We start from the raw sequence: 21,530 nt of genomic DNA on the forward strand, positions 1-21,530 counted from the left end.
TTTCCCATTACGCAAGTAAGTAAGATCCCTCAAAGACGATGAGGTAGATAGGTTCGAGGTGGAAGTGTGGTGACACATGGAGCTGACGAATACTAATCGATCGAGGACTTAACCAAATCTTGAATGCATTCAATGTCTTTATCCAGTTTTGAGAGAACAAGCTCTCAACTAAATATGTGAAGTGATGATGGCAAAGAGGTCACACCCGTTCCCATACCGAACACGGAAGTTAAGCTCTTTAGCGCCGATGGTAGTTGGGGGCTTCCCCCTGTGAGAGTAGGACGTCGCTTCGCTTATTTTTTATGTGGAGGATTAGCTCAGCTGGGAGAGCACCTGCCTTACAAGCAGGGGGTCGGCGGTTCGAGCCCGTCATCCTCCACCATATTAAGCCGGTGTAGCTCAATTGGTAGAGCAACTGACTTGTAATCAGTAGGTTGAGGGTTCAAGTCCTTTCGCCGGCACCATTCCCATGGAGGGGTAGCGAAGTGGCTAAACGCGGCGGACTGTAAATCCGCTCCTTCGGGTTCGGCGGTTCGAATCCGTCCCCCTCCACCATTTATAGAGAGCCATTAGCTCAGTGGTAGAGCATCTGACTTTTAATCAGAGGGTCGAAGGTTCAAGTCCTTCATGGCTCACCAGTTTTTTATAATAAATAAAATAATTATTGCCAGAGATAAATATAAAGCACATGCGGAAGTAGTTCAGTGGTAGAACACCACTTTGCCAAGGTGGGGGTCGCGGGTTCGAACCCCGTCTTCCGCTCCAAATGTGCCGGGGTGGCGGAACTGGCAGACGCACAGGACTTAAAATCCTGCGGTAGGTGACTACCGTACCGGTTCGATTCCGGTCCTCGGCACCATTTTAATATGCGCCCGTAGCTCAATTGGATAGAGCGTCTGACTACGGATCAGAAGGTTGTGGGTTCGACTCCTGCCGGGCGCGCCATATTTACGGGAAGTAGCTCAGCTTGGTAGAGCACTTGGTTTGGGACCAAGGGGTCGCAGGTTCGAATCCTGTCTTCCCGACCATGTAATACAAACTGACTATTTATAAATTGGGGCCTTAGCTCAGCTGGGAGAGCGCCTGCCTTGCACGCAGGAGGTCAGCGGTTCGATCCCGCTAGGCTCCACCAATTTAATACTATTATGGCGGCGTAGCTCAGCTGGCTAGAGCGTACGGTTCATACCCGTGAGGTCGGGGGTTCGATCCCCTCTGCCGCCATTTATTCATAATACGGAGGCATACCCAAGTCTGGCTGAAGGGATCGGTCTTGAAAACCGACAGGCGGGTTAAACCGCGCGTGGGTTCGAATCCTACTGCCTCCGCCATTTTCTTTACTATTTATACATACATATGGTCCCGTGGTGTAGCGGTTAACATGCCTGCCTGTCACGCAGGAGATCGCCGGTTCGATCCCGGTCGGGACCGCCATTATTTTAAGTAAATTTGATTATATGGGTCGGTAGCTCAGTTGGTAGAGCATTAGATTGAAGCTCTAAGTGTCGGCGGTTCGATTCCGTCCCGACCCACCATATATGCGGGTGTAGTTTAATGGTAAAACCTCAGCCTTCCAAGCTGATGTCGTGAGTTCGATTCTCATCACCCGCTCCAAATGGGGGCCTATAGCTCAGCTGGTTAGAGCGCACGCCTGATAAGCGTGAGGTCGATGGTTCAAGTCCATTTAGGCCCACCATAAAAACTTAATTTATTCCGAAGTAGCTCAGTGGTAGAGCAATCGGCTGTTAACCGATCGGTCGTAGGTTCGAGTCCTACCTTCGGAGCCACGGCCCGTTGGTCAAGTGGTTAAGACACCGCCCTTTCACGGCGGTAACACGGGTTCGAATCCCGTACGGGTCATAGTATGAGCTAAATGAAGAGCTCGAATTGAAATAGATGGTAAAAACGGAATGTTTTTACCATCTATTTTTTTGTATATTAAAAGTAAGGAAGTTACAATTTTTAAGTAAGGAGTAACGATTGATGGCTGAGTACGGAAAGGATTTATTTAAAGGTACAGCTTCGTATTATTCACGTTATCGTCCTTTATATCCATCTTCATTGATAAGGTATTTAATTGATAAGTTTTCCTTGGATGGTAAAGGTCGAATGTTAGATTTAGGTTGTGGTACAGGACAATTAGCATTTCGATTAACAGATTGGTTTGAAAAAGTAATTGGAATCGATACAGAACCAGAAATGATTCAAGAAGCAATGCGTCTTGTAAAAGAACTTCGAATAGAGAATTTGGAATGGTTTATAGGAGAACTTGAATCATTTAAAAAGAAATATGATGGACATTTTCGGTTTGTCACGATTGCTAAAGCGTTCCATTGGATGGATAGAGAAAAGACTCTTGATATGTTGTATGAAATGATTTCGGATGGTGGTGGAATAGCTATTATTGATAACTATTCTCCCAATAAGAACCTTTACCTTGGGAAATAAAGGAAGCAAGTAGTAGAACAGTGGTATGGGAATGAAAGAAGAGCTGGGGATATAACCTATTCCCATCCTACAGTTAGCTACGAAGAAATTATATTAAATTCTAAATTTAAAATGGAAAAATATGAACTTCCACTCTATGAACAAGTATGGAGAGTAGAATCAATAATTGGAAATTCAATAATTAGAAATTTATATTCAACTTCCTATAGTTCGAAACATTTTTTAGGGGAAAATATTGCTTTGTTTGAAAAACATTTAAAAAAGGAATTATTGGAACTTGATCAAAGAGGTATCTTTACGGAAAAAATGAATTTATCGATAAAACTTGCATTAAAAAATTGATTTACTAAAATTTCAGGAGTGTTTATGAAAATAGAAGAAACTGATGGGGGAGTAATTATTAATAACTTTGAAATTGATGGTTTTGTGGATGAAGAAAATTGTTGCAAGATATGTAAGATGAGTTTAATTTATTATGAGGATTTTGATGCCTATTTTTTGCCCAAAATGTAACAGGTGGACTGAAACAAAGTGTAAAGATCCAAATTGCGAATACTGTGTTAACCGACCTGAAAAACCTTTACCATTCATTATATATGATTAATTCATTCAAGTAATTTCCAAATAGAAAAAACTCCCATCAGATATTTGATGGGAGTTTTTCTAAGCCTTGCTATACACATTATGTATGGCAAAGCCGCCTTGCCGTAATTATTAATAGAAAGTTTTAAAACCACGACTCCACCAGGTGGGTGCTCGCAGAATAGTTCCTGTATATCGTCATTCACCGGAGTGTGACGCCCGCCATTCCCTATTCGATTAAAACTCCCTTTTACAGTTCAAAGGTTAAAACTTAATATTTGTACGAACAACGCAGCTTTATTGTTATAATATACGATAATAAACTGTTGTGCAAGTAAGTATGAATGATGAAAAATGTCAAATAATTATCATTGAAATCGGGGGTGAAATTTATGGCACCCATGTTATGTATGTAAGAGAAATGAAACAAGTTATGTTCTTTAGACAAATTAAAAAGCTTTCCATCATTGGAAAACTTTTGTTATCATTTTATTTTGTTCAATACTTCATTTGTTAAGGCAGCAAGGTTGATTTGAGTTTCTTCTTTCATGACATCATTTAAGATTTCATTTCGGAAGTAGTTTACACTTACTTCTAGAGGCATTGCCAACAATTTCTGTAATGCTTGCTGATACATGATAACAAATTCCTTATCTGTATTACCGCGTTTCAACTCCGCAAAGGATTCATAAAACTGGTCTAACTTATCTGCAAATTCTAGAAGACGACCTTCGATTGTCGCATCCTTACCTTCTTTCATTCGTTCAAAGAAAACAGCTTGAAAGTCCGGGGGTATTTCTTCCCTTATAAATTTCTCCATCATTTTTTCTTCGACATGGGCAAGCATCTGTTTAAGCTCAACACTAGCATGTTTGACCGGTGTTTTAATGTCGCCGATAAATACTTCAGCAAAGTCATGATTAATCGTTTTTTCATATAGGGATTTCCAATCTATTGTTGCTCCGTTCATTTCTTCTAGGGTTCCAAAGAACATAGCATATTGAGACACTTTCCAAGAATGGGCTGCTACGTTATGTTCTTCAAACTTAAAACGACCAGGTGCACGGAAAATACGTTCTAAATCATTTAAACTTGTGAAAAACTTATGAATACCTATAAATATCACTCCCGTTTTAGATTGGGCATAAACATGTGCCCTTAATTGCATCATACACCTATTTATCTCCATAAAGGGCAGAGTTTCAAACACTTAACAAACATTTAAATGTACATTTACAAACTAATTAGTGTTTAATTTATAGAATATGCATGAAATTAAAACAAGATAACTTAATTTGCATAAAATAAAAGTGAATTTTGGTAAAAAAAGACCTTTATGTATTATCAAAGGTCTTCTCTCTTTACAATGAAACGTCAATAACGGTTCCTTTGTATGGATGGGGAGAATTTGTTTGTTCAGACATTTGTTCAAGCATTTCAACAGTACTTGCGGTTGCTAAGTTTAAAGATTTATCCATTATGCTCATTTGGACAGTCTGTTGAAGTTGAGCTACTTGAGCAGACATGATCGAATTGATATCCAAAGTCGTCACCTCCTAAACTTCATATCGGTTGATGAATAACGATTTTAATGAAAAGTTAAGTAATAGGGAAAATGACATCATTCGACAATTTCGGAATATTTCATAACACACATGGCAATACTCCTTTCGAGGAGGGACGACTAAAATGTGGAGAAATTTATTAATTTTTAGTAGTGTAATGTTACTTTTAAGTGGATGTAACTTGTTTATGGAACAAGAGAAAATTTCAGTTGCAGCCCCGGAAGCATTGAAAGCAGCAGCAAAAATTATTAATACCGAAGGAAAAGAAATTGGACATATGGAAATGACAGAGGGAGCAGATGGCGTTCTCATTTCTCTTGGATTGACAGAAATACCAGAGGGGGAGCATGGTATTCATATACATGAAGTCGGGAAATGTGAAAAACCATCGTTTGAATCCGCTGGAGCCCATTTTAACCCACTAGACAAACAACATGGTATTAATAATCCGAAGGGACCACATTTAGGTGACTTACCGAACATTACTGCTGAGCAAGATGGAACGGTACAAGTAGAATTTGTGGCGAAAAATATTACGTTGGAAAAGGGAATGGAAAATTCCTTATTTGATGCTGATGGTAGTGCTATTGTCATCCATGAGAAAGCAGACGATTATGTAACAGATCCTGCAGGTAACTCAGGGGGACGAATTGCCTGTGGAGTTATTACATCAGAAAACTAAAAATAAGTTGTGTAATGGAGTTCAATACTTCATTACACAACTTTTTATTTTTCTAAAAATACTTTAGCTTAAGTACGGATAAAACATTAAATATTGGATATATAATGATTTTCCATTTATTTCAATTAGCATAAATAAATGAAGGAATAATAATTGATGACATTAGGTATTGTGTCATATAACAATTGAAATAGAAGGGATAATTGTTTTATTATTCTGATATATACTATTTAGTCTAAAAGAAAGCGTTTTTATACTCTTAATTATTCTTTAAATCTATTAACAGAATATTAAAATGATTGACACATATCAAAGGTAATAGGTAAAATTGAACTGTAATGTAACAATTATTTGGAGGGGTTCAATTGAAAAAAAGTAAATTACTGTTTCTTTCACTACTAAGTGTTTTATTATTAATGGTTTTAGCTGCATGTGGTGGTGGAGAAGAAACAACTGACAATGAAGGTACATCAGGTGACACAGGAGGATCTTCTGATGAAAAAGCATCTGATATTAAATTTTTAAGCTTAGCAACTGGTGGTACGCAAGGTACATACTACGCATTAGGTGGTACTTTTGCGGACTTAATTACTGAAGAAACTGGTATTAAAACAACTGCAGAAGTTTCACAAGCTTCTACGGCAAACGTAAGTGCTTTAAAAGATGGAAATGTTGAAATTGCATTTATGCAAACAGATATTGCTTACTACGCAAAAAATGGTGAGTTAATGTTTGACGGTCAACCACTTGAAGATTTAGTGGCAATTGGTGGCTTATACCCTGAAACAATTCATTTAGTAACAACTGCAGATTCAGGTATTAAATCATTTGAAGATTTAAAAGGTAAAAAGGTTTCTGTAGGTGCTCCAGGTTCTGGTACTTACGCAAACGCTGAACAATTACTTGAAGTTCATGGTTTAACTATGGATGACATCGAACCACAAAATTTAGACTTTGGTGAATCAACAGATGGTTTAACTACTGGTCAAATTGATGCGGCATTTATCACTGCTGGTTACCCAACGGCTGCAGTTGAAGCATTAGGTGCTACAACAGACGTTGTAATCGTTCCTGTAGAAGCTGATAAAGCAGAAGCATTAATCGAGAAATATCCTTACTATGCAGTAGATACAATTCCTACAGGTACTTACGGTTTAGAAACGGAAGTTCCTACAGTATCGGTATTAGCAATGCTTGCAGTAAAATCTGATTTACCAGATGAAGTTGCCTATGGAATTGCAAAGGCAATTTATGCAAATACAGATAAAATTAGCCATGCTAAAGGGGAATTCATTAGTCCTGAGACAGCATTAAATGGTATTGGTATTGATGTTCATCCAGGTGCTCAAAAATTCTTTGATGAACAATAATTAAGAAGAAATGAAGTGAAGGGCTTGAAGGCATACTTCTTCAAGTCCTTTTCAATTGAGGCGATTAAATGAGATGGGCGCATCTATTCTTAATTGTAGTAGTGTTGGGGGTTATTTTTTTCTTTTCACCGATATATAGTGTGTTTTCCTTTGAAGAAACGCGGACGAATAATCCAGAAATGTATTACATAAATGTTTCCAAAGAACATAAATTTAATATTCGTTTTACCCATTCCATCCACTTAACGGATGTTATAGAATCCTATGAATTAACGAAAAGCAATCAAATAAAACTTCTTTCCATGGAATATGAAGATGTCGCCGTTGGAATGCCGGCTCATGCAGAAGAAGGTCAAACGTTAAGTTATGAAAATGGTAAATACAAATTAGCATACGATAATCGAATATTAGATAACTTCACAATTTATATTGGAGACATCGACATGGATTTGAAATTTTTTTACGACGGACATACGTATAACATGAAAAAATCATTGCATCGAGGAAGTTCTTATTTATTTGAAGTAAAGAGGATTTCTTTATTCGACAAGCTGAGAGGAGCTGTGATGGTATATGAAAAATGATGTAAATCATACAACAAGTGAATCAAACGATGCATTAAAAGATAAACAGCTTGCCACAGAGCGTATCGATGTATTAACAGTGGAACAACAACAAGAGTTGATTGAAAAGTATGACACAGAAGCGAATATGCGGAAAATTGCCGGTGTTATGAAATGGGTTATTTTCATTGGGCTTCTTGCTTTCTCCTTATTCCAGTTATATACCGCTATTTTTGGGCAATTTACCGCTTATATTCAACGATCTATCCATTTAGGATTTGGTTTAACCTTCGTATTCTTACTATTCCCGTCTCGTAAAAAGGGAAGAAAAGATAGGATACCATTTTATGACTACTTATTAGCTTTAGTAGCAGCTGTAACAGGGGCATATTGGACAATTAATTATGATCGTTTAGTAACAAGTTTAGGTACGATTACACAAATGGATTTCATCGTTGGTTTAATTGTTATTTTACTAGTATTAGAGGCTGCTAGACGTTCTGTTGGATTACCAATTGCGATTATTGCCGTTTTATTTTTGGCCTACGCAATATATGGACAATATATGCCGGACATTTTTGCCCACCGTGGTCAATCTCTAGAGCAACTAGTCAATTTAATGTACTACTCAACGGATGGTATTTTAGGTACTCCAATTAGTGTTTCAGCAACCTACATTTTTGCCTTTTTACTATTTGGTGCCTTCCTTGTTAAAACAGGGGTAGGGGAGTACTTTAATGATTTAGCTATTGCAGTAGCGGGGAAATTAATTGGTGGTCCCGCAAAAGTAGCTATTTTCTCATCAGCCCTACAAGGAACAATTTCAGGAAGTTCGGTAGCAAATGTTGTTACTTCCGGAGCCTACACAATCCCATTAATGAAAAAGTTAGGTTATAAAAAAGATTTTGCTGGTGCTGTAGAAGCTGCTTCTTCTACAGGAGGGCAAATCATGCCACCGATTATGGGGGCAGCAGCCTTCTTAATGGTTGAATTTATCGGGCGAGGAGTTACTTATTGGGATATCGCGAAGGCAGCGATTATTCCAGCCATTCTTTATTTTGCAGGGATCTGGATTATGACCCATTTCGAAGCAAAACGTCTAGGCTTGCGCGGTCTTACAGATGAAGAAATGCCAGACCGAAAAATGATTTGGAAAAAACTTTATTTATTAATTCCAATTGCATTAATTGTTGTCATTATGATGTTCGGTGTACCAGTAATCCATTCTGCGTTATATGGTATTATTGCGTGTATCATCGTAGGTTTCTTCAATAAAGATGTGAAATTTGGAATCCGTGAAATTATCGATGCTCTAGTTGATGGGGCTCGTACTGCTTTATCAGTTGCCGCTGCAACAGCTTGTGCTGGTATTATTGTAGGGGTAGTTGTTAAAACGGGTCTTGGTTTAAGCTTAGCAAATAGTTTAGTAGACCTTGCCGGAGGACGTATTTTCTTAACATTATTCTTTGTTATGATTGCATCCCTTATTTTAGGAATGGGTGCACCAACAACAGCAAACTACGTTATTACATCGACGATTGCAGCACCAGCGATTATTACGCTATTAGCACCTGATGTTTCACAAGCATTAGTACCGATTACAGTTGTATTAGCTGCACATTTCTTTGTATTCTACTTTGGTATTATTGCAGACATTACTCCACCAGTTGCATTGGCTGCCTTTGCAGCGTCAGGTATTTCAGGGGGGGATCCAATTAAAACAGGGGTTCACTCAGCAAAATTAGCTATCGCGGCATTCATTATTCCGTATATGATTGTTTACTCGCCATCTTTACTAATGATTGATGTGACGTTCTGGGAAGTTGCATGGTTAGTCATTACAGCAATGCTTGGAATGATTGCAATAGGAGCTGGGGTTATCGGCTATTGGTACCGTCCTATTAATTTGTTAGAACGATTAATAGTTATTGCAGCAGGTCTTGCGATGGTTTATCCAGAATCAATGTCTGACATTATCGGGTTAGTCGTATTCGGTATTATGTTCTTTATTCAATTAGCAACAAAAAATAAAGGAAATAAACAAGGGCAATTAGGAACTACAACAAATTAAGAAATTGAAGCTTGCACAATATCGTGCAAGCTTTTTTTATGGAATGTAAAAGAAATTAATTTTCTGTAAATAGATGGAGATTCCATTGTTTTTCAGCATTGGCTTACTTTACACTAAGATTAAAACGAACATGTGGAGGTATTTATGAAGAGTATTGCAGTTGATATGGATCAAGTGATAGCAGATTTTCTAGGTAAAGCGACAAGAGCTTTCCAAGAACGGTTTAATATTCCCGTTTCTAAAGAAGAGTTTGACGTAGCAAAAATCGAAGCCCAATATCCTGAACTAGCTAATCAGTTCTATTTAATGATCAATGAACCTGATTTTTTCAGAGATTTCGAATTAGAAGATAAGGACGCTGTACCTGTATTAAAAGAACTGAGTGAACACTATGAAATTTATATTGCGACAGCGGCTATGGATGTGCCAGGTTGCTTCAATGCTAAATATGAATGGTTATTAGAACATTTTCCGTTTTTAGACCCAGCCTACTTTATATTCTGTGGAGATAAAAAGGTCGTAAAAGCAGATTATTTAATCGATGACAATGTAAAGCAACTTCAATCCTTTACAGGGGAAGGGATTTTATATTCTCAAAGCTACAATGAATATTGCACGGAATTTAAACGTGTTCATAATTGGCAAGAAATTCGAACATTATTTTTGCCAGTAAAGCAATAAAAGAATATTGACATTGTTCACCAAATTTTAATCCCATTCATGTAGGTTAGAAGGAAGAGATTGAGGTGAAATTATGGATAACATCGATGTGCGGGACTATTTATTAGAAAAAATTCAAAATTGTAATTGTGAAGAAGGGCTTAAATTACCGAGTGAAAACAAATTAGCTGCAAAATTTTCTATCCCCCGTAAAAGAATCCGAGACGTATACTTAGATTTAGAACAAATGGGGATGATTGAATCCAAACAAGGGATTGGTCATTTTGTTAAACCGAAACGAAAATTACTAGATATCGTTTTAACTGGGGATGTTAGTTTTAGTGAAAAAATGAAGCTGCAAACGAAGGATTATAAGTCTGTTTTAACAAGGCTGGAGCAAATCGAAATGTCTAAGTTAGAATATCCCCATATAGAATTTGCTAATTGTAAAACCCTTTATATTATTGAGAGATTACGTTTTGTGGATGGTGAACCTGCTGCTATCCACCGTTCTTATGTTAACGCGGATCTTTTTCCTGAAATAAAAAAAGAACGCAGTCAATTATCCTCCATTTACCAATTTTATAAAACCCACGGTATCGAAAACTTCGAAAGTTCATTTACAAGACTTTCAACTATTTTTCCAGGTAAGTATGAACGAATGATGCTTCACTGTGAAAATTTAGTTCCTATTATTTTAGTTGAATCGGACAACTGGAATAAAGATGAAAATGTTCAATTAGAATATACGGAAATATTATATCGAAGCGACCGCTTCTCCTTCCAATTAACGAATACTCGAAAAGAAAAAGGATGTCTCTGTTAAAAGAGGCATCCTTTTTCCCTTTTTACAAAAACTTCACACTAGCTTAATGGTCTTCTACTTGGCGACAAGATACATTTGCATTGAAAGGGGTGCAGAAGATGAAAAGAGCTTTAAGAACAAAACTATTAATTGAAGTAGGAAGAAATGAAGCGATTCAATTTGCAAAAGAAATTTCAACAAAGTATCAAGTGGAAGAAATTCAAGCACCAACATTAGGCTTAACGATGATTAAGATGCGAGAATCGGCACAACAATCATTATTTTATATAGGAGAAGTATTAGTAACAGAAACAAAAGTGAAAATTAACGAAAGCTTTGGAATCGGCATTGTGATGGAAGAGGATCAAGAATTATCCCGGGCATTAGCGATAGTTGATGCGGCTTATAAAGAGAATTTACCCGAGACCCTAAATTGGCAAAGGGAGTTTGAAAAGCTACAACAACTATATCAACAACAATTACAGCAATTAAAATGTTCCATCGAGCGGACAAAAGTTAATTTCGAAACAATGAAAATTTAAGGAGGAGTACAAATGGATGAACATCGTACACAACGTACATTCCGAAAAATTTTGGAGGCCATGACCTTTCCCGGGAAGATTCTTCAGTTGGAACAGAGCCCGAATGAACTATCTCCTTTATATTCGCAAACAGTACTTGTTTGCCAAACCCTTTTAGATGGCGAAGTAACGTATGCAGTAATAGGTGAAAAGAAGGTTGGTCAATCGATTCAAGCTTATACAGGAAGTCACGAAGCAAAAGTAGAAGAAGCAGATTTTATTATTATTCCGAATACAGTATGTTCCGATGAGATTGCGCATCTAAAAGTAGCGAAAAAAGGAAATCTTTTGGATCCACAAAAGTCAGCAACGTTATTTTTTGAAGTCGACAATTTAATGGATGGAATACAGCTGGAATTAATGGGGCCAGGCATTAAAGATAAAACGGTCATTCATGCGGATATTTCTAAGGGTTTTCTAAAAATAAGAGATGAATTAAATGTTGAATATCCCCTTGGTATTGATGTTCTATTTATTGACCGAAATGGCTATGGGATGGCACTACCAAGAACGACAAAGGTAACGGAGGTGAAGTAAAGATGGGGTATGTAGCAGTAACAGGTGGACAGGAAGCGATCGAGGCTTCCCTTCAACATTTAACCTATGAACGTATTAAAGAAGGGAAATTCATTGATGTTGAATCGATTAAAGCAACAATGCGAGGTTTCTTAGATCAAGTGATGTCAGAAAGCAGTCTTTATAGTGAGCGTCTTGCAGCACTGGCTATGAAACAAAGTGAAGGTAATGTAGAAGAGGCAGTATTTTTGTTACGAGCCCACCGCTCTACTTTACCAAGACTATATTATTCTACTGTAACGGACGCTAGAGATATGTTCGTCATTCGTCGTATATCAGCGAGTTTTAAAGATATACCAGGAGGTCAAATTCTAGGGGCATCCCACGACTATTTGCATCGCTTACTAGATTTTTCTTTAGTAGAGGAAACAGAACAAGACGTCTTAAGAAAAAAAGCAGAATTCGAGGCAATCGAAGTACCTGAGGAAAGTTCGTTAACTTTAGAAAAACTACCTAAAGTAATGGATTATTTACGAAAAGAAGGACTTATTAATGAATTTCCCTTAAACGACGAAGAACCTGATGATATCACGAAGGAAAGCTTAACTTTTCCAAGTAGTCGAAGCGAACGTCTTCAAATTTTAACTCGTGGTCAAACTGGATCGGTGACTTCCCTTGGCTATGCTGGTTTGCGAGGCTACGGATCTTCCCATCCAAATGTCGGGGAAGTACGGGTAGGTTATCAACCGATTCATATTGCATTAGATGAAGACGGAGATGAATATTACATTGGTTCAATTAAATTAACGGAAGTTGAGTCGTTCATTCCGGCTAATATCAGTGAAGATGGTAAAGAAGTTTTAGAGTTTGATATCGGTTACGGTGCTTGTTTTGGTCAAAACGAAACGAAAGCAATTGCCATGTCGATATTAGATCATGCATTAGAAAACCCGGAAAACACGCCAATTCATGATGAGGAATTTGTTCTCCTTCACGTGGATACGGTGGAATCAACTGGATTTATCTCACATTTGAAGTTACCTCATTATGTAACGTTCCAATCGAAATTGGAGCAAATCCGGAAAATTAAAAGGGAAGGTGTCACGAATGAATAAGTTTCCTTTCGCATTTTTAGATGAGCAATCTAAAAAAGAAATAAGACGAGCGGTTTTAAAGGGAGTGGCTATCCCTGGTTATCAAGTTCCTTTTGCTTCAAGGGAAATGCCTATTGGTCGGGGATGGGGGACGGGAGGACTTCAAATTACTCTTGCCCTAGTTGGACAAAGTGATGTGTTAAAAGTCATTGACCAAGGTTCTGATGAGTCAGTGAATGCCGTTAATATAAAGAAATTAGTGCAAGGTACAACAGGAATTGAAACAACGATCCATACAAAGGAAGCAACTTTAATTCAGTCCCGCCACCGAATACCGGAAGTGCCATTAAGAAGTGATCAAATTATGATTTTGCAAGTTCCTGAGCCAGAACCTCTTCGTTCAGTGGAGCGAAGTGAGTTCAAAACAAAACAGCTTCATGCGGAAAAGGAATATAGTGGAGCGTGGTTGTTACTATTTGAGCAAATTATGCGCTATAACCAAACGTCTCAAGGGGCGGATTATCCGGTATTAGTACATGATCGTTATGTAATGAATCCGAGTCCAATTCCCCGATTTGATAATCCAAAAATTCATAATAGTGACGCCCTCATTCTCTTTGGAGCAGGCCGAGAGAAGAAAATTTATGCAGTACCTCCTTATACAAAGGTAGAATCGTTAGCCTTTGATGATTATCCTTTTGAAATTGAAAAATTTGAAGGGAAGGCATGTAAAGTTACTGGATTAACCGATGTATTCCTAGATGAATTAACCGATGAGCAAACGGGAGAAACGTATTATTTATGTAATGATACGAGCTTTATGCAGGAATATTTAGAGAAGCGGGGGACTGTTCATGTTCGATAAACCAATTTTACAAATAAAAAATTTATCGAAGCAATACGGTGAAGGGTGTTCTTATTGCCAACAAGAAGATGCAAAGTTAGAAAGAAACTTCTGTCCGGTTTGTAAAACGGTCTATGCATGTAAAAATATTTCCATCGATCTACACCGGGGTGAAATTTTAGGGATTGTTGGTGAAAGTGGTAGTGGTAAGTCTACATTGATGAAATGTTTATACTTCGATGAAGAAATAACAACTGGGGAAGGCTATTTAACGGATTATTTTAACGGGAAAGAAAATATTTTTACCCAGTCTGGGCAGCAGAAAAGATTTATTCGCAACTCATTATTAGGAATGGTTTATCAAAATCCGATGCTAGGCTTAAAGATGGACTTTTCATCTATTAGCAATATTGCAGAAAAACAAATAGCAGCGGGCAATCGCAATGTAGAACAAATGGTAGATCGAAGTAATGAGTTATTAGACAAAGTAAATATTTCGATTAAGAGAAGTAAAGAACCACCTAAAAATTTCTCTGGCGGTATGCAACAACGGGTCCAAATCGCAAAGGCATTATCTAGTAATCCACCAATTCTTTTGCTAGATGAAGTGACAACGGGCTTGGATTTATCGGTTCAAGCAGCTGTTCTAGATTTGATTAAAACGATACAACGAGTAATGCAAATCTCAATGATTGTCGTATCCCATGATTTAGCAGTCATTCGTATGCTAGCAGATCGAACGGTCGTTATGTTAAATGGACAAATCATTGAAGAAGGCTTAACAGATCAAATTTTAGAAGACCCACAACATGCTTATACACAGCAACTTGTTTACTCATTACTTTAGGAGGCGTCGTTATGTTCATATTAACCAATGGCACGATCGTTACTGAAAAAGAGATGTTAAAGCATCATGCAATCGTTGTGGAAAATGATATCATCTCGAAAATTATTCATGAAAAAGAAGTCGAGCAATATCCGGATGCCGTTGTAATGAATGCCAACGGAGGATACATTTCCCCAGGCTTTGTGGACATTCATTCTGATTATATTGAAACAATTGTATCACCTCGCCCTAATTCGATGATGGATATGACATTAGGGTTGCGGGAAAGTGAACGTATTTTAATGACCCATGGGATTACGACGATTTTCCACTCTTTATCCTATTACGGTGATGATAAATACTCCCATAAAGCGATTCGAAATCCAGAAAATGTTCAAAAATGTGTTAATGCCATCAATGACTCCCACCAAAGTCAGCATTTAATTCGTCACCGTTTACATGCACGTTTTGAAATTGATTGTTTAGATCAATTACCGGTGTTGATTGAAAATATTCAAGACGATAAAGTACATCTTTTATCATTTATGGACCACACTCCAGGGCAAGGGCAATATCGTAATCTTGAAATCTATAAACAAATTATGCGCGGTTATCGAAATATGACGGAGCAAGAGGCGGATACGTTAATCGAAAGCCAAATTGAAAAAGAAAAAATAACGTTAGATCAAATAGAGGAAATTTGTAAGTTAGCGTTAGAAAGAAATATTGCGGTTGCTTCCCATGATGATGATGAAGTTGAAAAATTAAAACTTGTTAAATCCTATGGAACGACGATAAGTGAGTTTCCTATTACGTTGGATGTGGCAAAGGCAGCAAAGACAATAGGACTTCAAACAATAGCTGGTGCGCCAAATATTTTACTTGGCGGTTCCCATTCAGGAAATTTAAGTGCAGCAGAGGCGATTCAAGCAAGGGTAATCGATATTATTTGCAGTGACTACTATCCTCCGGCAATGCTCCACAGCATTTTTGAAATGAACAAAAAGTACGAAGAAGATTTACATTATCTATTCCAATTAGTAACGATCAATCCGGCCCGTGCAGTTAATTTAGGACATTTAATTGGATCGATTGAAGAAAATAAGAAGGCGGATTTATTGATTATTGAGCAATTGGACGACGGATATCCGACCATTACAACGACAATGGTTGATGGAAAAGTGATTATGCAAACAAATTATCGTTAAAAGGGAGGGTTGTTTATGATACAAGTCGAGAGTTTACAAAAGTATTTTACAATTCATCATTTAAATAAAAGGTTACATGCAATTGAAGATATTTCGTTTACGGTGAAAAAAGGTCACTTTCTAGGAATCGTTGGTAAAAGTGGAAGTGGGAAATCAACAATTCTTAAAAGTATATACGGCACGTATCAGCCCCAGGCAGGTGCTATTTATTATGAGTCGGAAGAGTTTGGGAAAATGAATATCTTAACTGCTACCCCTCGGGAAATGATTCATTTACGAAAATATGAAATTGGATACGTTTCCCAATTTTTATCCGTCATGCCGAGAACAACAGCATTTGAACTGGTCGAGCAATCTGCGTTAGAAGCAGGAATGAACAGCGAACAGGCGATAAAAGAAGCAAAAGCAACATTAAAACATTTCGATTTAGATGAATCATTATGGAATAATTACCCGAATTACTTTTCAGGTGGGGAAAAATTACGTCTCAATATCGCGAGAGCTGTTATAAAAAAGCCCCGTTTATTATTGTTAGATGAACCGACAGCCAGTCTAGACGATGTTTCAAAGTTAAAGGTAAGGGAATCAATCGAAAAATTAAAGCAACAAGGAACAACGTTAATCGGAATTTTCCACGATTTAGAATTTATGGACGGCTTATGTGATGAAGTATTTACAATGCAAAAAGCGGTGGTGAATGCAGTTGAAAATTGACCTTCATATGCATAGCACCTATTCAGATGGTGCGGATACGATTGAAGAGTTATTTCAAAAGGCGAGGGATAAAGGTTTAACGCATATTAGTATTGTGGATCATGATACGACTGATCATATTGAACAAGCCTTTAAGGTTTCAAAAGAATATGATATTCAATTTATTCCGGGTATTGAAATCTCAGCCTATGATTTCAAAAGAAAACGAAAGGTTCATATATTAGGCTACGATTTCAAACAAAATCATCATATTAAAGCGTTGTGTGATCGACTTTTGCAAAGACGACATGAGCATTCGTTATGGCAGTTAAAGCAAATTATATCTGCTGGATACGATATTACGGAAGAACAGGTTATGGCCTATGTTAAAGAGGGAGGCGTACTTTATAAACAACATATTATGAACGCTCTTACAAATAGCCCATATACTTCCAAACAGTACCAGACATTATATAAATCGTTGTTTAAAGGAAATGGGGTAGCTTCCGGGGATATAGACTATTTAGATGCCTTTGAAGCAGTTAAAGCAATTGGAGCAGATGGTGGGTACGCAGTTGTCGCTCACCCAGGCCAATTGAATTCTTATGATATAGCAGAGGAACTAGTACCCTATGGATTAAAAGGGGTGGAATCTATTCATCCAGATCATAATGAAGAACAAGTTAATAGAATTGTAAAAATTGCACGAGATTACAATCTATTTTTAACGGGCGGTTCTGATGACCATGGGCGTTACGGCGCGGTTTTAAATAGCGAAAATTATATAGTGGAAAGTATAGAGCATGTCCCGTTTATTAAATAGATGTTAATAATTGTTAAGTGTTTTGGAGACTGCTTTTCAACCGATAAATATGTGTTTTAATAATTTGTGTAGAATACAATCTACAAAAAACTATGAAATTAAAGGGAGATTAAAATGAAGAAAAAGTTTGTTGCTATTATTTTCATGAGTATTTTAGCAGTTTTAGCCTTAGTTGGTTGTAACTCCGAGGCTGCAAATACTGACAATGCTAATGCAAATGATGAAACATCAAGTAATCAAGAAAATGCAAGTAACGAAGAAACTTCAAAAAGTGACGAACCCTTAACGGTTGTTTGGTATCCAAATGAGTCGGGCAACGAATTAAAAGCAGCCCGTGATGCATTAGGTTCATTAATTTCTGAAGCTACAGGCCGTGAAGTAGAACATAAATTAACTACAGACTATGCGATTGCAATTGAAACGATTGCAAACGGCAATGCTCATGTTGCCTTTATGGGAGCTCAAGGTTATATCGAAGCAAATGAAAAAAGTTCAGACGTACAACCTTTAGTCGTTCCATCTGGTGCATCTGGAACTCTTGATGACGCAGTATATTATAGCTGGTTAGCAGTACCAAAAGATAAAGCCGAAGAATATAAAACAAATGGCGAATTCGATATAAATAAAATTGCTGGTAAACGTTTCTCGTTCGTATCAGCTTCATCAACATCAGGATTTAAAGTACCTTCCGAAGCGATCATTAGTCACTTTGGAGAGCAAGAAGAGTACAAAGATTTAACGGCAGAAGATTTAGCAGAATCGAACGATTTATTCCCAGAAGTATTATTTGGTGATTCACACCAAGGTTCCGCTGTCAACATGTTAATGGAACGTTCTGACGTTTCTGCTTTCTGTGATACATGTGTATCAAACTATGTGGAATTAGTAGAAGGGGAAGCTAATACACCAGGTGCTGTTTATAAAGTAAAAGATGATGCAGCAGCTCCATTCAACAATTTAACTGGTAAAGAATTTACATTAATTTCTGTAACACCAGTATTAAACGCTCCGTTCGTAGTAAATGAGTCTGTACTTTCCCCAGAGGAAATTACGGCATTAGAAGAAGCATTTACTTCTGATGAAACTACAAACAATGAGGAAATTTTTGTTCCAGAAGGATCTGAAACACCTGGTTTATTCGAAAAATCTGAAGGTGGAAATGAACGATTTGTAACTGCTGAAGACGATTGGTTCGATCCAATCCGTGAATTATCAAAATAATTTTTGAGAAGAAAAGAGAGAGCTTATAAACCTTTATAAGTTCTCTTTTTAAAAATTATTATGATGTTTAAAAGAAGCTTGAGTTAATAAAAAGGAGTTGTCACAATGCAACAGGTTTTGAATAAGGAGCCAATCATTTCGAAAGCCGAGATTTCAAAAAAAGTCCAGAAGGGCGAAGTCATTTTAAAAGTCCAAGATTTATTTAAAAGTTATAATCGCGGCACACCTGTTCTTCAAGATATTCAAATGGAATTAAAACAAGGGGAGTTTATTTCAATCATTGGCCCATCTGGTGCTGGGAAATCAACTTTTCTAAGATGCATTAATCGAATGATTGACCCAACAAGTGGAAGTATTGTGTTTGATAATACTGAGATGACCTTTTTAAAAAAGGCAGATTTACGAAAACAACGTTCGAAAATCGGCATGGTGTTTCAACATTATAATTTAGTATCACGATTAACTGTTTTTGAGAACGTGTTACATGGGAGATTCGGTTATAAATCGACCATACAAGGTGTGTTTAGTCTTTTTTCAGAAGAGGAAAAGGAGCTAGCATTAACGATTTTGGACAAACTCGGTATGAAAGAATTTGCCTATAAACGATGCGATCAATTAAGTGGTGGGCAAAAGCAACGTGTCGGAATTGCAAGAGCATTAGTACAACAACCAAAGCTACTGCTTTGCGATGAACCGATTGCTTCCCTCGATCCGAATGCTTCAAAGGTCATCATGGATCATTTAAAGGATATTTGTGAAACGATGGGGATTACCGTATTAGTCAATCTTCATCAAGTCGATGTAGCGTTGAAATATTCTGATCGAGTAATTGGGTTAAATAAAGGGAAAATTGTCTACGATGGTATACCTGAAAAGCTTTCGAACGCTGCTATCCGTGACATTTATGGATCAGAAATTGAAGATTTGATTTTGGAATAGGACGGTGCAAAAGTAATGGAAAATCGTCTTGATGTAATTAAAAAAAAGAAAATTCATATGACCTTAGTGTTACTCATCATGTTACTCATTACGATGGGGACTTCGATGATAACCGATTTTAATTTTGTTGAAGGATTTCAATCTATACCTGGAACGATTGCTTGGATGGCCGCGAATTTAATTCCTGGTGCTGAAGCGATGGAAAATTTCTCTAAAGTATTAGCGAAACTATGGGAAACGATTGTATTATCAATTATTTCAACAACAACAGCTGGTTTGTTTGCACTGTTCTTCGCTTTATTTGGATCGAAAACAACGAAAGTAAATCAACCCCTTGCAGTATTTTCACGATTTATTGCATCTGTATTCCGAAACATTCCGGTCGTGGCATGGGCATTAGTGCTCGTCATTTCCTTCGGTCATAATGTTGTAACAGGTTATTTTGCGCTATTCTTTACTACTTTTGGTTTTTTAGTTCGTGCGTTTATCGAAACTATAGACGAAGCAAGTATGGAATCTGTTGAAGCATTGAACGCGACAGGGGCTACATATTTCCAAATGGTTTTCCGAGGGGTACTTCCTGAAAGTTTGCCGCAAATGGTCAGTTGGTTATTTTTCATGATTGATACAAATATTAGAAGTGCTACCCTTGTTGGGTTATTAACGGGTACTGGGATAGGTTATTTGTTCGATTTGTATTATAAACGACTCGATTATGAAACAGTAGGTTTAATTACCATTTGTATCATTGTGGTCGTTATTGCTATTGAATTTATTTCAAATAAAGTTAGGAGGCTCATTTTATAATGCAGGCTACCTCATCCATGCAGAGTAATATTAAGGTGCGAAATGGCAAGATTCAAATAAAGACGTTTAATCGTTCAAATTTTGTGTTGCACTCTATTTTAAGCTTTCTCGTTCTATTTACGATTGTAGCACCATTTTTTTTAGAATATGGCGCGATTGATATACAAACGGCTATTTTCTATACTTTAGACAATTTAAAAATGATGTTTTTACAGCCAGCTTTAAGTCAAGTTACGATAAGTGCAGCGTTATATCAAATTTTAATTACGTTAGCATTGGCCTTTTTATCTACATTAATTGGTGCAGTAATTTCCTTTTTCTTAGCGATACTAAGTGCAAAAAATTTAATGCCTTCCTACATTTCGAATATCATTATTGCTTTTAACTCCTTTATTCGCGCGGTACCTACCGTATTATGGGTATTAATCTTTGCTATCGTAGCGGGGCTAGGTAGTGTGGCGGCAATCTTAGGGATGACGTTACATACCATTGCCTATTTAACAAAAGCCTATGCCGAGTCCTTTGAAGAGATTGATCAAGGAATGATTGAAGCATTACGTGCGACTGGAGCAAAATGGTGGCACATTATCGTACATGTTGTGTTACCCCAAACTTCGTCTTATATGGTGTCCTGGACATTCCTTCGCTTTGAAACAAACTATGGTGTAGCAATCGCGATGGGAGCGGCTGCGGCTGCAGGTGGTATTGGATTTGAGTTGTTTATGGCATCAAGCTTCTATTATGATTTACATGAAGTAGGGATGATTACTTATTTCGCATTACTTATTGCGCTTATTTTAGAGTTCATTTCCATCCGTATTAAAAATAAATTAATAGGAAGTAAATCATAAAAAGGAATGGTTGAAGTCCCTCTATAAAAGGGGGATTTTTTTACGTTCAAATCATTGTGGAAATCATTTATCGCAAATTGAGATTGTTTTAATACTTTTATTGCATATTTAACAGTATCTTGTTGTATTTGAAGGGTAAACTGTGTATGATATAAAATATCTGAAAATTCAAACTAAGGAGTGTTGCACAAGGTGAATAATTTATTATTATCTAGGTTTGAAACTTATTTATTGGATGAGAAATTAGAAATAGAATTTGACGAAATGGAAGAAAGTATAGATGAGGAATCAAATCATTACGAAGAATATCCACCTGGGTTCTTCTCCGATTTATAAAATCTGTTGGCGGCGACAAATCCTTTAAGGAATTTGTCGTTTTTTTAT

At 37.1% G+C, this 21,530-nt stretch carries 23 protein-coding genes, 17 tRNA genes, 2 rRNA genes and 1 other RNA gene; 40 read left to right on the top strand and 3 right to left on the bottom strand.

Translation table 11 applies throughout. The annotated features are described in order from the left end of the window. The 21 genes from EC501_RS07950 to EC501_RS18635 all read left to right on the top strand — a co-directional run. Positions 1 to 116: ribosomal RNA gene (locus EC501_RS07950) — 23S ribosomal RNA — on the top strand; the annotation flags it as partial. A 61-nt stretch (positions 117 to 177) separates the two neighbouring features. Then, positions 178 to 293, top strand: a 5S ribosomal RNA gene (rrf, locus tag EC501_RS07955). A 13-nt stretch (positions 294 to 306) separates the two neighbouring features. Further along, a tRNA-Val gene (locus tag EC501_RS07960) sits at positions 307 to 382 on the top strand. Between the two features lie 6 nt (positions 383 to 388). Next, a tRNA-Thr gene (locus EC501_RS07965) sits at positions 389 to 464 on the top strand. Positions 465 to 471: 7 nt separating this feature from the next. Then, positions 472 to 555: transfer RNA gene (locus tag EC501_RS07970), tRNA-Tyr, on the top strand. 8 nt (positions 556 to 563) lie between these two features. After that, positions 564 to 638 (top strand) — tRNA-Lys (locus tag EC501_RS07975). Between the two features lie 52 nt (positions 639 to 690). Continuing rightward, positions 691 to 765, top strand: a tRNA-Gly gene (locus EC501_RS07980). Between the two features lie 5 nt (positions 766 to 770). Beyond that, positions 771 to 859, top strand: a tRNA-Leu gene (locus tag EC501_RS07985). 9 nt (positions 860 to 868) lie between these two features. Continuing rightward, positions 869 to 945: transfer RNA gene (locus EC501_RS07990), tRNA-Arg, on the top strand. A 6-nt stretch (positions 946 to 951) separates the two neighbouring features. Beyond that, positions 952 to 1,028: transfer RNA gene (locus EC501_RS07995), tRNA-Pro, on the top strand. Between the two features lie 28 nt (positions 1,029 to 1,056). Then, positions 1,057 to 1,132: transfer RNA gene (locus EC501_RS08000), tRNA-Ala, on the top strand. Between the two features lie 15 nt (positions 1,133 to 1,147). After that, positions 1,148 to 1,221 (top strand) — tRNA-Met (locus EC501_RS08005). Between the two features lie 14 nt (positions 1,222 to 1,235). Next, positions 1,236 to 1,328: transfer RNA gene (locus EC501_RS08010), tRNA-Ser, on the top strand. Positions 1,329 to 1,355: 27 nt separating this feature from the next. Beyond that, positions 1,356 to 1,431 (top strand) — tRNA-Asp (locus EC501_RS08015). A gap of 25 nt (positions 1,432 to 1,456) precedes the next feature. Further along, a tRNA-Phe gene (locus EC501_RS08020) sits at positions 1,457 to 1,532 on the top strand. 5 nt (positions 1,533 to 1,537) lie between these two features. Then, positions 1,538 to 1,611, top strand: a tRNA-Gly gene (locus EC501_RS08025). A 5-nt stretch (positions 1,612 to 1,616) separates the two neighbouring features. After that, positions 1,617 to 1,693: transfer RNA gene (locus EC501_RS08030), tRNA-Ile, on the top strand. A 16-nt stretch (positions 1,694 to 1,709) separates the two neighbouring features. Further along, positions 1,710 to 1,784, top strand: a tRNA-Asn gene (locus EC501_RS08035). Between the two features lies 1 nt (position 1,785). Next, positions 1,786 to 1,857 (top strand) — tRNA-Glu (locus EC501_RS08040). A 123-nt stretch (positions 1,858 to 1,980) separates the two neighbouring features. Continuing rightward, entirely contained in the window at positions 1,981 to 2,445 is a 465-nt protein-coding gene (locus EC501_RS08045) for a class I SAM-dependent methyltransferase (protein ID WP_122971771.1), read from the top strand. A gap of 366 nt (positions 2,446 to 2,811) precedes the next feature. Continuing rightward, entirely contained in the window at positions 2,812 to 2,958 is a 147-nt protein-coding gene (locus tag EC501_RS18635; protein WP_241559302.1) for a hypothetical protein, read from the top strand. A gap of 177 nt (positions 2,959 to 3,135) precedes the next feature. Here EC501_RS18635 and ssrS read toward each other — a convergent pair. The 3 genes from ssrS to EC501_RS08070 all read right to left on the bottom strand — a co-directional run bounded on the left by ssrS (position 3,136) and on the right by EC501_RS08070 (position 4,571). Continuing rightward, positions 3,136 to 3,328: non-coding RNA, 6S RNA (gene ssrS / locus EC501_RS08060), on the bottom strand. 183 nt (positions 3,329 to 3,511) lie between these two features. Continuing rightward, the gene (locus tag EC501_RS08065; protein WP_174232669.1) at positions 3,512 to 4,153 is read right to left on the bottom strand and encodes a YfbR-like 5'-deoxynucleotidase; all 642 of its coding nucleotides are present in this window, start codon (positions 4,151 to 4,153) and stop codon (positions 3,512 to 3,514) included. A gap of 235 nt (positions 4,154 to 4,388) precedes the next feature. Further along, a complete protein-coding gene (locus tag EC501_RS08070; RefSeq protein ID WP_122971773.1) occupies positions 4,389 to 4,571 on the bottom strand; it encodes a putative motility protein in 183 nt (60 codons plus the stop codon). 145 nt (positions 4,572 to 4,716) lie between these two features. Between EC501_RS08070 and EC501_RS08075 the strand changes: the two genes are divergently transcribed. From EC501_RS08075 to EC501_RS18370, 19 genes are all read left to right on the top strand, one after another. Further along, on the top strand, positions 4,717 to 5,274 hold the full coding sequence (locus tag EC501_RS08075) for a superoxide dismutase family protein (RefSeq protein WP_122971774.1): 558 nt from the start codon (positions 4,717 to 4,719) through the stop codon (positions 5,272 to 5,274). 365 nt (positions 5,275 to 5,639) lie between these two features. Then, a complete protein-coding gene (locus tag EC501_RS08080) occupies positions 5,640 to 6,644 on the top strand; it encodes a TAXI family TRAP transporter solute-binding subunit (protein ID WP_122971775.1) in 1,005 nt (334 codons plus the stop codon). A gap of 68 nt (positions 6,645 to 6,712) precedes the next feature. Next, entirely contained in the window at positions 6,713 to 7,228 is a 516-nt protein-coding gene (locus EC501_RS08085; protein WP_122971776.1) for a DUF1850 domain-containing protein, read from the top strand. Further along, positions 7,218 to 9,278 (top strand): TRAP transporter permease, encoded by a 2,061-nt coding sequence (locus tag EC501_RS08090; RefSeq protein ID WP_122971777.1) that lies wholly within the window; start codon positions 7,218 to 7,220, stop codon positions 9,276 to 9,278. The genes EC501_RS08085 and EC501_RS08090 overlap by 11 nt, the downstream gene beginning before the upstream one ends. 144 nt (positions 9,279 to 9,422) lie before the next feature. Next, positions 9,423 to 9,959: a 5' nucleotidase, NT5C type gene (locus EC501_RS08095; RefSeq protein ID WP_122971778.1), complete on the top strand. Its 537-nt coding sequence runs from the start codon at positions 9,423 to 9,425 to the stop codon at positions 9,957 to 9,959. Positions 9,960 to 10,032: 73 nt separating this feature from the next. Beyond that, complete coding sequence (locus EC501_RS08100) at positions 10,033 to 10,764, top strand: GntR family transcriptional regulator (RefSeq protein WP_122971779.1); 732 nt, start codon at positions 10,033 to 10,035, stop codon at positions 10,762 to 10,764. 98 nt (positions 10,765 to 10,862) lie between these two features. Beyond that, positions 10,863 to 11,285, top strand: a complete 423-nt coding sequence (phnG, locus tag EC501_RS08105) for a phosphonate C-P lyase system protein PhnG (RefSeq protein WP_122971780.1) — start codon at positions 10,863 to 10,865, stop codon at positions 11,283 to 11,285. A 12-nt stretch (positions 11,286 to 11,297) separates the two neighbouring features. Beyond that, positions 11,298 to 11,861 carry a phosphonate C-P lyase system protein PhnH gene (phnH, locus tag EC501_RS08110; RefSeq protein ID WP_122971781.1) on the top strand — a complete coding sequence of 188 codons (564 nt, stop codon included), beginning with the start codon at positions 11,298 to 11,300 and terminating at the stop codon, positions 11,859 to 11,861. A gap of 2 nt (positions 11,862 to 11,863) precedes the next feature. Beyond that, positions 11,864 to 12,955: a carbon-phosphorus lyase complex subunit PhnI gene (locus EC501_RS08115; RefSeq protein ID WP_122971782.1), complete on the top strand. Its 1,092-nt coding sequence runs from the start codon at positions 11,864 to 11,866 to the stop codon at positions 12,953 to 12,955. After that, on the top strand, positions 12,948 to 13,799 hold the full coding sequence (locus EC501_RS08120; protein WP_122971783.1) for an alpha-D-ribose 1-methylphosphonate 5-phosphate C-P-lyase PhnJ: 852 nt from the start codon (positions 12,948 to 12,950) through the stop codon (positions 13,797 to 13,799). The genes EC501_RS08115 and EC501_RS08120 overlap by 8 nt, the downstream gene beginning before the upstream one ends. Continuing rightward, a complete protein-coding gene (locus tag EC501_RS08125) occupies positions 13,789 to 14,625 on the top strand; it encodes an ATP-binding cassette domain-containing protein (protein ID WP_406928039.1) in 837 nt (278 codons plus the stop codon). The genes EC501_RS08120 and EC501_RS08125 overlap by 11 nt, the downstream gene beginning before the upstream one ends. A gap of 11 nt (positions 14,626 to 14,636) precedes the next feature. Continuing rightward, a complete protein-coding gene (gene phnM, locus EC501_RS08130; RefSeq protein WP_122971785.1) occupies positions 14,637 to 15,812 on the top strand; it encodes a phosphonate metabolism protein PhnM in 1,176 nt (391 codons plus the stop codon). Positions 15,813 to 15,827: 15 nt separating this feature from the next. Beyond that, positions 15,828 to 16,526 carry a phosphonate C-P lyase system protein PhnL gene (locus EC501_RS08135; protein ID WP_122971786.1) on the top strand — a complete coding sequence of 233 codons (699 nt, stop codon included), beginning with the start codon at positions 15,828 to 15,830 and terminating at the stop codon, positions 16,524 to 16,526. Beyond that, positions 16,510 to 17,328, top strand: a complete 819-nt coding sequence (locus tag EC501_RS08140; protein WP_338322895.1) for a PHP domain-containing protein — start codon at positions 16,510 to 16,512, stop codon at positions 17,326 to 17,328. The genes EC501_RS08135 and EC501_RS08140 overlap by 17 nt, the downstream gene beginning before the upstream one ends. 114 nt (positions 17,329 to 17,442) lie before the next feature. Further along, on the top strand, positions 17,443 to 18,549 hold the full coding sequence (locus EC501_RS08145; RefSeq protein ID WP_122971788.1) for a PhnD/SsuA/transferrin family substrate-binding protein: 1,107 nt from the start codon (positions 17,443 to 17,445) through the stop codon (positions 18,547 to 18,549). A gap of 105 nt (positions 18,550 to 18,654) precedes the next feature. After that, positions 18,655 to 19,488, top strand: coding sequence for a phosphonate ABC transporter ATP-binding protein (phnC, locus tag EC501_RS08150; RefSeq protein WP_122971789.1), 834 nt, complete (start codon positions 18,655 to 18,657; stop codon positions 19,486 to 19,488). A 15-nt stretch (positions 19,489 to 19,503) separates the two neighbouring features. Next, the gene (locus EC501_RS08155; RefSeq protein WP_122971790.1) at positions 19,504 to 20,295 is read left to right on the top strand and encodes a PhnE/PtxC family ABC transporter permease; all 792 of its coding nucleotides are present in this window, start codon (positions 19,504 to 19,506) and stop codon (positions 20,293 to 20,295) included. Beyond that, positions 20,295 to 21,146, top strand: a complete 852-nt coding sequence (locus EC501_RS08160; RefSeq protein ID WP_241559303.1) for a PhnE/PtxC family ABC transporter permease — start codon at positions 20,295 to 20,297, stop codon at positions 21,144 to 21,146. Before EC501_RS08155 ends, EC501_RS08160 begins: the two co-directional genes overlap by 1 nt. A 192-nt stretch (positions 21,147 to 21,338) precedes the next feature. Then, positions 21,339 to 21,482, top strand: coding sequence for a hypothetical protein (locus tag EC501_RS18370; protein WP_158599686.1), 144 nt, complete (start codon positions 21,339 to 21,341; stop codon positions 21,480 to 21,482). Positions 21,483 to 21,530: the final 48 nt, after the last annotated feature.

The sequence above is a fragment of the Lysinibacillus halotolerans genome, assembly GCF_003711845.1.
In the GTDB taxonomy this organism is placed as follows: domain Bacteria; phylum Bacillota; class Bacilli; order Bacillales_A; family Planococcaceae; genus Ureibacillus; species Ureibacillus halotolerans.